We start from the raw sequence: 12,733 nt of genomic DNA, 5'->3' as shown, positions 1-12,733 counted from the left end.
GTTCACTGCCTCCGTCAGCAGGCGATATCCATACCCTCTTTATTTAAGGCCTGAAACACTGCAAGTCATTCGCAAACTGCAGTGGCCCCGTATAGGCATGACGGATCTGTGCCGCCGAGGCCTGTTCCTGGCCAAGGGTACGATTCATGCGATGTGATAACACCAGTTGTTTAACCCCGGCCTCGGCGGCAATCTGGCCTATCACCGATGGCGGCATATGCAAGCTACGCGCAATGCCACCGGCCCGCTCGGGGATCGCATGATGGGCAACTAATAAGTCAGCCTGTTTCGCCAGGCCCGCCAGCACCTTATTCTGGTTACTCATATCGCCACTGAATACCAGGCTGTGCCCACCGATCTCCACCCGCCAGGCCAGTGCCGGTATCGGCCCATGGTGTACCGGCACCGCGGTGAGACGATAAGATGCATCCCGCATCACTACTTGTTCGGCCTTACCAGACGCCTCGATATCGTGCGGCAACAGGCGATAACTCTCCCTGCCGTCGAGATAATCACTCAAATACCGAAAGGCCCCCTTGGCCCCGAATAAATCCTGCACAAAGGTCGTTACCGATGGCATCAGGCGATTACCGGTGGGACCATACACCGGCAGGTCACGGTTGCGGTCTGTAAAATATGAGGCCTTGATCAGCGCCGGCAAGTCATTACTGTGATCCACATGCATATGACTGAGCAGGATCACATCCAGGTCATTCAGTGACGCCCCGCTTTGCTCAAAGCGAAACAAACTGCCTGCCCCCATATCTATAAGGAGTCGTGTCTTGCCATTGTGCCAGACCACATAGCCACTGGAAGCACGTCCGTCATCCAGCTCAGGCCCTCCCGATCCCAGTACCTGCAGCCACACACCCGCTTCGCCACAAGCGGTTTTAGCCTGCAGGGGCGCGCTGCAGAGCAGCATGAGAAAGGCTATGAATAAATATTTACTTAGCATTGATAGACTCTTGGATGGAGACAGGATCCATCATATAAAAAATAGCGGTCAGATGGGAATTTCTTCTGATAATAGCTGACCTCGTAGCCTACCGGGGCGGTTTTATGCGGTGATATTCACCGCTTTATCAGTTTCTTAGGAATTTTTCGGCATAACCAGCCTGGTTCAGTCCCCGTTCAGCGATACCGGGTTCAAATGAGCCTCACAGCATAAACAAGGGGTCTGACAATGAACACCAAAACTGCCCAATATGAAACCGGAGGTCTACGTGGTTTGCTGCTAGCGGCCGCGCTTAGCCTGAGTTTTATCGTTTTAAGCGGTTGCTCGGCACATGCCGGTCAAAGGCACTACGAGCCCAGTGTAAGCGTAGCGTTTGAGTATTATTATTACCCTGAGCAGCATGTTTATTACGACAGGCATCGCCACATATATCACTATCACCACCAGCGTCATGGTTGGCTGGCGGTTAAGACACTCCCCGCATATATTCACCTGAACCCGCATCGGCGCCATAACCTGTCATCCCGGCACAATCGCCCATGGAAGGAAGGCCATACAAACAAACGTCACTACAGTCATCAGGGTAACGAATATAATCGCAAGAATAATGAAAGACGTCGTGACAATAATCGTCATCAAGAGCCACATACTCGAAACAGTTCGCAACGGGAAAAATCTTATCCCCGTCATGAATCGCGAAATGAGGCAAGCCAGGGTCGTTACCAACAACCACATCATGGATACCGCGATAAAAACCAGCCGAATCGTCAGGGAAAAAGACACTACAGCCGTAACGAGGCTGGTGAATCACGCCGTCATGAACGTGTCGATAATAGGCGTGGCCAGGATAAACAACGGCCACGCCGACCGACCTACAGCAGTCAGTCGGCCCATGCTGAAAAAGAAGAGCGTGCCCGCAGCAAACACAAGCATGAAAAACCTGAACGACGTCCATACCGTGTACGCTAGAAAAAAGGGGGCACTGCCCCCTTGTCTTTAAGACAGCAACAAACTATTTTTGTGGTGACTGTTCCATGCAACTTCCCGGATAATAACCATGCACCTTCGGATCGCTGCATGCGGTACAGGCACTGCTGGAGGTTTTCCATTCGCTGGCGGGGCATGGCGCCTTTACACAACGTATGCCCGTATCACGGCTCGCACATACCGGCGCATACTCCTGCGTACAGATCTCAGGGCGCGGTTCTTCGCAGGCAATAAATGCGGGGGCCGTTAGTGCTGGTTTTTGCTCAGGTTCTATACGGGCAACCGTAGTTTGCGGGCCATCACAGGCCGACAACAACAGCATAACCGTCATCATACTCGTTTTTAACACCTTCATAAAAACAGCTCCCGTTAAGACCTTTTCCAAAAGCCCTGCTCGCTGGCCTGGTTTTTCACAAGCAGCTACAGGCAGGTCCGCATGGCGGGCCTGCCTGTATACGTGCATCAGTACGTTACCATCAGGCCCCGAATTCTATCAAAATCGCCTGCAATGCCATATTGAAGGCCTGAGGGTTTTCCATGTGAACGAAGTGACCCACACCCGGTATCAGTACCACACTGTCATGCAGACGGGTACCGTCACCTGCGGCATTGATGTTGCGCAGTTTCGGTCCAAGGGCATCAAGCACTGCAGGACGCTCACGGGCGTTCCAGATAAAGATATCACGCATGGCCTGTACCGCCATACCCTTGTCGGCACGACTGATGATATTAACCACGCGTTCGACAAGTGCCGGTTCAGTGCCCGGCGGGAACATACTCTGCACCAGCCCACCACTCGCATTAACGAAGTCCTCTTCATAAGGCTTTACAAAGGCGTTGATAGCGGCCTCGTCCTTCGGGTACGGAAACGGGGTATAGAAGGTATCAACACCGACGACACCCATGACACGGTCGCCAAGCTGTTTCGCCGCCTCGACAATGACCGGACCCCCCATCGAATGGCCAACCAGGACGATACGCTGTAATTTCAGGTCGTTGGCAACGGCTACCACGTCATCTGCAAAGCTCGCCATATTGTAGTCCTTGCGCCCCTTGCCGGAATCACCATGGCCGGCAAGATCCAGTCTCACCACCTGATAGTGCTTTGCAAAATGGTCGAACTGTTCATCCCAGAAACTACGATTACAGGTCCAGCAATGCACAAAGACAATAGTCGTATTGCCACTCCCGGCAACTTCATAGTGAATCGGCGTACCATCAGCCGAGCTGACAGTAGCCAGTTTTTCCATTATAGGCTCACAGCTTGCGAGTAAACCCAGTGCAAAGATAATGGGTACAAAATGTGTCAGGCATTTCCGCATATTCATGATTTTTCCCTTTTTTCTTCTGCCGGCCAGGCCGGGCTTCCACTTTAACCGCCGAGGCGGTCCCGATCTGCTGCCTATGTCAAACAGGCCGCAAAATTGACTTCCCCCATAACGACAAAGGCCACAGGACGTATTATGTCCTGTGGCCTTTGAGGTATCGATTAACTGTAAATAAACTAGGTTTACATTCCCTCGGCGCACAGGTCTGACTGCATGAGCCAAATGGCTCGACGCAGAATGACGGCAGGTACGCGCTTGCAGGTATAAGTAAACATGGCCCGAAGTTTACTCCGCTTCAGATACTTGTCAAGCCTCTCTCAATAATATGAATATTCTCACAGCGATTGAGTGTAAGTATCCTGTCCCGGCTCTTTTGTTATTTTATTTATTCAAACTCCATCGCCCGGAATACCTGCGCGGCATTACGCTGGGCCAGGAGTTCGGCAGTAGGTAAATGCATATAGGCGGACTGATCAATTTTATAGGCATCCTGCAAGGTGCCGCCGTTTTCGATCAGTTCAGCCACTTTGCTACGCAGGTGAACGAGGTAATCTTTGGTGTAGCGGGTAACCTCCGTCATATTGGTCGGCTCACCATGCCCCGGGATGACATATTTTGCCTCCAGGGCGGCGAATTTTTCCCAGCTCCCCAGCCAGCCGGCCGTATCCGTGTGTTCGAATAGTGGCAGCATGCGCTGGTGAAAGGCCATATCACCAGAGATCACGAGCTGCTTGTCCGGTAGCCAGACAAGGATATCTCCGGGGCTATGGGCCGGTCCGAGGCGCCGCAACTCAAAACGTACGCCGCCCATTTCGATCAACTTCTCATCCTTGAAGGTCTCGTCGGGCATGCTCACTACGGTGCCTTCGGCCTTGTCCTTAATACTCCGTTTTACCCGATCAAGAATGGAAAAGGCATTTTCCTGAATCTCATGCGCGGCGTCTTCATGTGCAATTACGATAGCGCCCTGTTCCTGCCAGTAGCTTGTCCCCAGCATCGCATGGGCCTGGCCATTTTCCAGCACCACATATCTCACCGGCTGATCCGTGCGCTTTTTGATCTCGTCATGCATAGCCTTGGCCAGCAAATAGCTTGAGCCTGCATTGACGACGAGCACACCCTCGGCAGTCACTACAAATGACAGGTTATTATTATGTCCGGAATTAGCGTAGGTAGTTGGTGCGACGGCACCAATCGCCGACCAGACACCATCAATTACCTGTCGGGGTAAATCATAGAGCATCGAGCCTGGCGCCTTGTCGTCGTCATATAAGCTTTCACTGCTCAAAGCCGGTGTCGCCTGGTCCTGCTGCGATGCCTGCGAGGGCGCGGTAGAATTCTCAGCCGTATTAACCTCGGGCACGGCCGCCGGTTCGCAGGCCAACAACACGCCAAGTGGTAATAAGATTAACAGACCATTTAGTAATTTTTTCATGTAGACATCTCCCTGGTGTGGTTTCCTTTTCATTAAAGATCAAATACCTTCAACCGCATAAGTCACGAGTAATGTATGACGTTCACCCGCCCTGATGGTGACTGTATCTTCAGCGGCATTTGCCGACTCAACACAGAGCATGTTGAGATATCCAGATTTGCCCAAATCGCCCATTTTTTCTGCAGCGTCTTTCCAGGGGTTCCAGACAACCGTAGACTGGCTCCCTTGTTTTTTGATGATTATTTTTCTTTTAGTGTTATCAATGATGACGTCATCCGCTGTTTGCAGATATATACGGTCTATTTCTGTATTAATGCTAACCGGGTCGACTTGTGTTTTACGTTTAAAAGCCTCTGTTTTATCCAGATACTCCCTGCCCTCCAGGCCATATAGTGTGGTCCTGGTAATGTCACCAATATTAAAGTAGGTATGCAGTGCCTGTCCGATAGTAATCGATTGATCGCTATGGTTGAAGGTTGTGAGTTGCAGGCTTAAGGTTTTAGCAACCGTCAAGGTGTATTCGGCAACGGTTGGCTGTGGCCACATACATTTAATATCTTCATTAAGCTGATTGGTGTCGAGTTTGAATGTGATCTGTGTTCCACCTGTTGATAATGGCTGCGCATCAGTGACTTGCCACAACACGGTCCGGGCAAAACCATGTGCAGGATAGGCTGCGTTATTTTTATGTGCGCCGAACCAGGGCCAGCAAATGGGGACCCCGCCACGTACTGACTTCGCCGCTGCAAAGGTGGCATCGTCTGATAGCCAGATCACCTCCTCTTCACCGGCAGGCACCCAGCTAAGCAGATGCGCGCCTTGCAGGCTGATGGTGGCACTCGCCAGTTCATTTTGAATCTCAATAACCGGGATATCACCTTTGCCGGTTTTGAAACAAAGGCTGTTACTCCCATTTTGGAATGCAAAAGTCTGGTTTAACTGCTCTACGCTGGGTGTATACATAATTGTTGTTGATGACATTGAATTAAAAAACTAACTAGCGCCCACGCCTGGCAAACCAGATGACGTGCCGCGCCCCCTTCTCTCCGTGTGCACGGACACGCACCTCATCCACCTCAAAACCCACCTTCCGCAGGCGTTGTATGAAATCCTCAGCCGGTCCGGCCGACCACACCGCCAACACACCCTGGGGACGCAGCGCCGTGTAAGCCGCGTTCAAACCGTTCATGCTATAGAGCCAATCGTTACCCTTGCGTGTGAGTCCTTCCGGACCGTTGTCCACGTCCAGCAATATAGCATCGTAAGTATCCTGCTCGTTATCCAGAATACGGGCGACATCCCCCTCGTGCACGCTCACCCGGGGGTCCTGAAGCGGCTGACCGGCGCACTCACCCAGCGGGCCCTTGTTCCATTCCACCACGGCCGGCACCAATTCAGCCACCTCTACCTGTGCCTGGTCACCAAGGTGTCGAAGCGCCGCCGCCAGGGTAAAGCCCATACCCAGGCCGCCGATGAGCAATCGCGGCTTTAAGCCACACTTTAACCTGGCACAGGTTTGTTCAGCCAACGCATCTTCGGAACCGTGCATGCGACTATTCATGAGTTCGCCACGGCCGACGATCTTGATCGAAAACTCATAGCCCCGCTGATAGAGACGCAACTCCCCACCGTTGCCGGGCACTTGTGCACTATCGAGCAAAACCCAGGGGGTCATAAACGCTTCACTCTGATGATGCCAGGCTTTGTAAATACAAGGCCTCCACCTTCTCCCTGGCCCAGGGGGTCTTGCGCAGGAACTTCAGGCTGGATTTGATGCTCGGCTCATGCGTAAAACATTTAATGCTAATGGTCCGCCCCAGATCCTCCCAACCATAGCGTTCCACCAGCTGCGTAAGGACCGTCTCCAGGGTCACGCCATGTAACGGATTATTAGTTTGGGAGCCGCTCATATTGATACCTGGCATGTAAAATTCATTTATCTTTGTCTTCCAGCATCGACTTGAGATCGGCAAACGGGTTATGCGTGGCAGTAGTAGCCTTAGCGCCACCTGTAGAGGTATTACCCTGTTGCGCCTCCAGTTGCCGTTGGTGTTCGTTGTCATGGCAATACATACACAGCAATTCCCAGTTACTGCCATCGGCCGGATTATTGTCGTGATTATGATCACGGTGATGCACGGTCAACTCATGTAGATTCTGGCGATTAAACTCGCGGGCACAGCGACCACAAATATGCGGATACATCTTCAACGCCTGCCCACGGTAATCTTGTTCACGCAGTTCGCGGGCACGGCGTGCATCAGCCACTACCTGATTCAACCTGTCGTTATCCGGTTTCACCCTACTAACCTCCACACTGCCAATGCCTTTGCATGATAAGCAATATGCTCACCAATAAAGGTAGCAATAAAATGGTAACTATGATCATAACCATCCTGCATACGTATTGTTACCGCCTGCCCTGCCTTTTCACATACTGCTTGAAAGTTTTCCGGAAGCAGTTGCTTTTCATGATAAAACTCATCGGCCGTACCCTGATCAATCAGGATATCCGAAACCCGCGCACCCATTTCCACCAAAACAGTAGCATCATAGGCCTTCCAGGTATTTGTATCATCACCTAAATATGCAGTAAAGCAACCCTTTCCCCAAGCACCGTTAACAGGATTACAAATTGGTGAGAAGGCTGAAACAGATTTATAGCTTGCCGGATTTTTAAGTGCACAGATCAATGCCCCATGCCCTCCCATAGAGTGACCGGAGATCGATTTAACATTAGGGATGAGCGGCAAATTCAGCTCCAGCAAAGCAGGCAACTCTTTTGTTACATAATCGTACATGTGGTAATGCCTTGCCCATGGGGCCTGCGTAGCATTCACATAGAAGCCTGCACCTTTACCGAGATCATAACGCTGTTCATCATCGGCAACCTCGTCACCCCGTGGACTGGTATCAGGGAAAATCAAAGCGATACCCTGTTCAGCAGCATAGCGTTGAGCACCCGCCTTGATACGCGCATTCTCATCGGTACAGGTCAGGCCTGATAGCCAGTATAAGGCAGGTACATTGTCAGTTTCTGCCTGCGGCGGTAAATATACCGAAAAAGTCATTTCACAATGGCATACCTCAGACTCGTGTATATATCGGTTCAGGTAACCACCAAACTCCTTGACACTTTCAATGCGCTGCATTGTCATCGACATCTCACCCTTAAAACATAATGACGGAGCGTATGCTCTCGCCGCTATGCATCAGGTCAAAGGCCCTGTTGATATCTTCGAGAGGCATAGTGTGTGTAACCAGACTGTCGATTTCAATTTCTCCAGCCATATAGCGATCAACATAACCCGGCAACTCGGTTCTGCCCTTGACTCCACCAAAAGCAGTGCCTTTCCAGGTACGACCAACTACCAGGTTAAACGGCCGGGTTTCAATGGTTTGACCTGCGCCCGCCACGCCAATTACAGTAGAAACACCCCAGCCCATGTGCGTGCATTCCAGGGCATCACGCATAACATGTGTGTTGCCAATACACTCAAATGAATAATCCGGCCCCCCGTTGTAGGTGTCTTGCATGTATTCAACAAATGAACCCTCAATATCATTTGGATTAACAAAATCCGTTGCACCCAATTGCCGGGCAAACTCGAACTTATCAGGGTTAATATCAATCCCAATAATACGCTCAGCACCCGCCATGACGGCACCCTGAACACAGGACAAGCCGATACCACCGAGGCCAAATACCGCAATGCTTGAGCCCGGCTCGACCTTAGCTGTATTAAGTACCGCACCAATACCTGTAGTGACCCCGCAGCCTAGTAGGCAGACTTTGTCGAGAGGTGCCGCTTTATTGATTTTTGCCAGGGCAATTTCCGGAACAACAGTATATTCAGAAAAAGTCGAGCAGCCCATATAATGGAAAATATCTTTACCATTTTTAGAAAAACGTCTGGTGCCATCTGGCATATAACCCGTCCAGACAGTCGAGGCGATTGATTGACACAGGTTGGTTTTAGTCGATTTACAGTATTCGCATTCGCCACATTCAGGAATATATAAGGGAATGACATGATCGCCTACCTTCAGGTCCTTGACACCAGCACCAAGCTCGACAACTTTACAGCCACCTTCATGACCGAGGATAGAGGGAAAAACGCCTTCCGGGTCATTACCAGAAAGCGTAAAAGCATCGGTGTGACAAACACCTGAGGCGACAACTTTCAATAAGACCTCACCTCGTTTTGGGCCCATGACGTCAACTTCTTCAATTTCAAGGGGCTTTTTAGACGCCCAGGCAACAGCGGCTCTTGCTTTCATATCATTTCTCTCTTGGTATTTATAGCCGAATCAGTAATGCATAGATTCGTCCTTAATTACCACTCCGGCTCAACCTTTGAGCAATAATTAACGTCGTTCATTACATCAGGATTGTATTTAAAATGAATACTATACGCCACCTGCATGTTTTTCCTATACTGTATTCGCTGCACGGGAAACAGCCAGAATAAGCACAGTACAAAACAGCCCTCATATGACGAACACACCAATATAATGTTTAAATGGCCATTTTTAGCACTACGCCGTCGTGAACCGCTCCGTCTGAAAGCGATCTTTATCACCGCATCGGCCGGCAAGCCCATGCAAGCCGTCAAGACCATACAGGCTATACGCGACACCGGGCTGCAAGGTGATCGCTACTGTGAAGCAAGGGGGTTCTGGAAATCCATCGATGCCTGTCAGGTTAGCCTGATCACAGAATCCGATATAAACAAAGCCAAAAAAGGCCAACAGGCCAGCTTACAGGCCAAGCTGGACAACGGCGGTCATCGTCGCAACCTGGTCATTGACGGGATTAAAACCAAACAACTGCAGGGCAAGACCTTCCGTATCGGCACGGCCATATTCAGTTACCATAAGCCCCGCCCACCCTGTGGCTATATAGAAAAAGTCGAAGGCAAAGGCCTGTGCCGAGCCCTGGCCAGAAATAGCGGCGTATGTATTCGCGTCGTAAGCAGCGGCACATTGACGCTTGGTGATGCGATAGAAATACTCAACACTGACGATAAAATAGAGTCTCCTGGCAGCTGATATTTGTCCCCCTTACGTTTTTTTATATCGGGCAGCATTGCCTTCATCCCGCCCTACTTTAACAAGGGGTGGCCCTTCGGCAATTGCTTCGACGCCCAGATCGCCAGGCGATGACGCATAGATTGCTGCGAAACCTGATCCTGCGGCAGGGGCTGGATCAGTTTGTCATGGACCAGCAAGCGGTAAATATATTCGATCTTGACCGTCGCCGAGTCTGTCGGCTCGAACTCCACTACCCCGCGCCCCTCACCGTACTTTACTCCGGCGCGAATCGCCTCCTTCACCAGTTCAGCTTCGTGCTTGAGTTTTTTCATCAGTGAAAAATTTCCTTGTATCGAACTTACTATTGAGATTGCTTAGTTTAAAATATCCACGGCCAGGGCCTCGGCGACCTTAATACCATCAATAGCCGCCGACAAGATGCCACCCGCATAACCGGCACCCTCACCGGCTGGGTATAAACCACGGGTGTTGATGCTTTGGAAATCTTTGCCGCGTTTAAGGCAAATGGGTGACGATGTCCGGGTCTCAACCCCGGTCAAAATCGCATCCGCCATCGCAAAGCCCTTTATTTTTTTATCAAAGGCGGGGATGGCCTCGCGGATCGCGGCAACGGCAAACGGCGGTAATGCTTTGGATAAATCCCCCAAGGTAACCCCTGGCTGATATGAAGGGATCACACTGGCCAATTTTGTGGAAGGTTTACCCTGCAAGAAATCCCCCACCAACTGCGCCGGGGCCTTGTAATTGCTGCCGCCTAATTCATAGGCCAATGTCTCCAGTTTACGTTGCAGATCAATACCGGCGAACACATGTCCAGGGTAGTCCTTCTGCGGTTCAATGCCAACCACAATCGCCGCGTTGGCATTGCGTTCATGACGCGAATATTGCGACATACCATTGGTAACCACACGCCCCGTTTCCGAGGTCGCGGCGACGACGGTGCCACCCGGGCACATACAAAAACTATAAACACTACGGCCATTGGCACAGTGATGCACCAGTTTATAATCCGCCGCACCTAAAATCGGGTTTCCGGCCTGCTCACCAAAACGAGCCTGGTCGATCACTGATTGCGGGTGTTCTATGCGAAAACCAATCGAAAATGGCTTGGCCTCAATATAAACACCTTGATCGAGCAACATCTGAAAGGTATCGCGGGCGCTGTGACCGATAGCCAGGATTATATGACGACAAGGCAGGCTTTCGCCCGTACTCAAGGTCAGGCCGGTGATTTGCCCCTGGCCATCACCCGTCTCTTCACGCTGAATGCTTTCAACCTTGTGCGCAAAACGGATCTCTCCGCCCAGACGGATGATCTCGGCGCGCATGTTCTCTACCATCTTCACCAGTTTAAACGTGCCGATGTGCGGTTTGCTGACTGTTAATATCTCTTCCGGTGCACCGGCCTTCACAAACTCGGTTAACACCTTACGGCCCAGATGACGTTTGTCCTTCACCTGACTATACAACTTGCCATCTGAGAAGGTACCGGCACCACCTTCACCAAACTGTACGTTCGACTCGGTGTTCAATTTTCCCTCTCGCCAAAGACCCCAGGTATCTTTAGTGCGTTGTCTGACGTCTTTCCCGCGTTCCAGCACAATCGGCATCAGGCCCATCTGTGCCAGCACTAGTGCCGCCAATATGCCAGCCGGGCCAAAACCTATGATGATGGGCCGCTGCTGATCACCTGTTGGGAAATCGGCCGATGCCCTGGCAACAAAGTGATAAGAGGTATCGGGACTAGGCTTAACAAAGGCTTGCAGGGAAAATCTTTCCAAAACATCTTTTTCGGCGGTATCAGTCAGCACCACGTCCAGCTGATAAACCAGCAGGATATTGGATTTTTTGCGGGCATCATAACTGCGTTTAAAGACCGTAAAGCCGAGTAAGTCCCCCGCCTGAATCGCCAGCTTGTTAACAATGGCCGTCGACAGGTCCGCATCGCTGTGCCGCAAGGGTAATTTAATGTCAGTGAGTCGTAACATGTCAAATAGCTTGGTTGGAGAATGGTTAGTTCTCAAAGATAATATTTTAGCATGACTGGCCTGTTATCGCTGGGCGCCGCCCGGCAAGGTGCCGAGTGAATGCTGAGTCTCTATTATATAGAGAGGGCTAAATCGCCCCTAGCAGCGGCGTTTTTCTATGACGGGCTGAAATACCTCAATCACCCGCCAGGCTGGTATACTTGGCCCATTATGTTTACCGAACTCACTACCTACCAGTTACTCGCCATCGCCATTCTGCCGACCCTGTTTGCCATCGTCGTGCATGAAGTCGCACATGGCTGGGTGGCCTACCGCCTCGGCGACAGCACCGCCTACATGGTGGGCCGCCTGACCCTCAACCCACTCAAACATATCGACCCCATCGGTACCATTCTCGTGCCGGCGCTGCTGATCTTTACCGTTGGCTTTGCCTTTGGCTGGGCCAAGCCCGTGCCGATTAACTGGCGCAACCTGCGCCACCCGAAGCGCGACATCGCCCTGGTGGCGGCCGCCGGGCCCGGCGCCAATTTGCTTATGGCCATCGGCTGGGGACTGGTGGCGAAGATCGCCAGCCTGCTACCGACCGACCTCGGCTTCATCAGTCAGCCATTCATCTATATGGGCCTGTTCGGCATCCTCATCAATACCGTGCTCATGGTCTTCAACCTCGTGCCGATCCCGCCCACCGACGGCGGCCGGGTCGCCACCAGCCTGCTGCCGCCGCGCATGGCCAGTGCCCTCAGCCGGGTGGAGCCCTACGGCATGTTTATCCTGCTGGCGTTACTGGTGAGCGGCATTCTCTGGCAGGCCATCGGCCCTGTCATAGACAGCATTATGGTTCTTATTCAGGGCCTAACCGGCCTTCGCTAGTTACACGTGAACCGCTTCAATTGGCCGCTGTGATTAATATGCTTTTTTAGTAAAATTTCTGCTATAATGCACCCTCTTGCTCAGGTGCACTTCGGTCTGCACCTCATTTCAAAGC

Annotated in this window: 15 protein-coding genes; 3 read left to right on the top strand and 12 right to left on the bottom strand. The window is 51.5% G+C overall.

The features are described 5' to 3' along the window. Positions 1 to 43: 43 nt before the first annotated feature. Positions 44 to 955: an MBL fold metallo-hydrolase gene (locus EL386_RS06265; RefSeq protein ID WP_126454495.1), complete on the bottom strand. Its 912-nt coding sequence runs from the start codon at positions 953 to 955 to the stop codon at positions 44 to 46. Positions 956 to 1,183: 228 nt separating this feature from the next. On the opposite strand from EL386_RS06265, the gene EL386_RS06260 reads away from it, so the two are divergent. Beyond that, complete coding sequence (locus EL386_RS06260; protein ID WP_126454493.1) at positions 1,184 to 1,924, top strand: hypothetical protein; 741 nt, start codon at positions 1,184 to 1,186, stop codon at positions 1,922 to 1,924. A gap of 43 nt (positions 1,925 to 1,967) precedes the next feature. Here the strand turns inward: EL386_RS06260 and EL386_RS06255 are convergent, their stop codons facing one another. The 9 genes from EL386_RS06255 to EL386_RS06215 all read right to left on the bottom strand — a co-directional run bounded on the left by EL386_RS06255 (position 1,968) and on the right by EL386_RS06215 (position 8,986). Continuing rightward, entirely contained in the window at positions 1,968 to 2,297 is a 330-nt protein-coding gene (locus tag EL386_RS06255; protein ID WP_126454491.1) for a hypothetical protein, read from the bottom strand. A gap of 121 nt (positions 2,298 to 2,418) precedes the next feature. Next, positions 2,419 to 3,270, bottom strand: a complete 852-nt coding sequence (locus tag EL386_RS06250; protein WP_126454489.1) for an alpha/beta fold hydrolase — start codon at positions 3,268 to 3,270, stop codon at positions 2,419 to 2,421. 385 nt (positions 3,271 to 3,655) lie between these two features. After that, positions 3,656 to 4,705, bottom strand: a complete 1,050-nt coding sequence (locus EL386_RS06245) for an MBL fold metallo-hydrolase (RefSeq protein WP_126454487.1) — start codon at positions 4,703 to 4,705, stop codon at positions 3,656 to 3,658. A gap of 39 nt (positions 4,706 to 4,744) precedes the next feature. Further along, positions 4,745 to 5,686, bottom strand: a complete 942-nt coding sequence (locus tag EL386_RS06240; RefSeq protein ID WP_197722162.1) for a D-hexose-6-phosphate mutarotase — start codon at positions 5,684 to 5,686, stop codon at positions 4,745 to 4,747. A 16-nt stretch (positions 5,687 to 5,702) separates the two neighbouring features. Beyond that, entirely contained in the window at positions 5,703 to 6,380 is a 678-nt protein-coding gene (locus EL386_RS06235; protein WP_126454485.1) for a spermidine synthase, read from the bottom strand. A 7-nt stretch (positions 6,381 to 6,387) separates the two neighbouring features. Continuing rightward, positions 6,388 to 6,615, bottom strand: a complete 228-nt coding sequence (locus tag EL386_RS06230; protein WP_126454483.1) for a VF530 family protein — start codon at positions 6,613 to 6,615, stop codon at positions 6,388 to 6,390. Between the two features lie 22 nt (positions 6,616 to 6,637). Continuing rightward, positions 6,638 to 7,006 carry a YajD family HNH nuclease gene (locus EL386_RS06225; protein ID WP_126454481.1) on the bottom strand — a complete coding sequence of 123 codons (369 nt, stop codon included), beginning with the start codon at positions 7,004 to 7,006 and terminating at the stop codon, positions 6,638 to 6,640. Then, positions 7,003 to 7,857: an S-formylglutathione hydrolase gene (gene fghA, locus EL386_RS06220; RefSeq protein WP_126457247.1), complete on the bottom strand. Its 855-nt coding sequence runs from the start codon at positions 7,855 to 7,857 to the stop codon at positions 7,003 to 7,005. Before fghA ends, EL386_RS06225 begins: the two co-directional genes overlap by 4 nt. 19 nt (positions 7,858 to 7,876) lie before the next feature. After that, positions 7,877 to 8,986 carry an S-(hydroxymethyl)glutathione dehydrogenase/class III alcohol dehydrogenase gene (locus EL386_RS06215; protein ID WP_126454479.1) on the bottom strand — a complete coding sequence of 370 codons (1,110 nt, stop codon included), beginning with the start codon at positions 8,984 to 8,986 and terminating at the stop codon, positions 7,877 to 7,879. A gap of 234 nt (positions 8,987 to 9,220) precedes the next feature. Here EL386_RS06215 and EL386_RS06210 point away from each other — a divergent pair, with 234 nt between their 5' ends. Beyond that, entirely contained in the window at positions 9,221 to 9,757 is a 537-nt protein-coding gene (locus tag EL386_RS06210) for an MOSC domain-containing protein (protein ID WP_172597640.1), read from the top strand. Positions 9,758 to 9,810: 53 nt separating this feature from the next. Here the strand turns inward: EL386_RS06210 and EL386_RS06205 are convergent, their stop codons facing one another. Further along, positions 9,811 to 10,071, bottom strand: a complete 261-nt coding sequence (locus EL386_RS06205; protein WP_126454474.1) for a DUF5062 family protein — start codon at positions 10,069 to 10,071, stop codon at positions 9,811 to 9,813. Between the two features lie 42 nt (positions 10,072 to 10,113). Beyond that, a complete protein-coding gene (locus EL386_RS06200) occupies positions 10,114 to 11,748 on the bottom strand; it encodes an NAD(P)/FAD-dependent oxidoreductase (RefSeq protein WP_126454472.1) in 1,635 nt (544 codons plus the stop codon). A 210-nt stretch (positions 11,749 to 11,958) separates the two neighbouring features. Here EL386_RS06200 and EL386_RS06195 point away from each other — a divergent pair, with 210 nt between their 5' ends. Further along, positions 11,959 to 12,618: a site-2 protease family protein gene (locus EL386_RS06195; protein WP_126454471.1), complete on the top strand. Its 660-nt coding sequence runs from the start codon at positions 11,959 to 11,961 to the stop codon at positions 12,616 to 12,618. The last annotated feature ends 115 nt before the right edge of the window (positions 12,619 to 12,733 follow it).

It is taken from the genome of Sulfuriflexus mobilis (assembly GCF_003967195.1).
Taxonomy (GTDB): Bacteria; Pseudomonadota; Gammaproteobacteria; order AKS1; family AKS1; genus Sulfuriflexus; species Sulfuriflexus mobilis.
The sequence above is the reverse complement of the archived record's forward strand: the minus strand, read 5'-3'. Positions and strand labels throughout refer to the sequence as shown.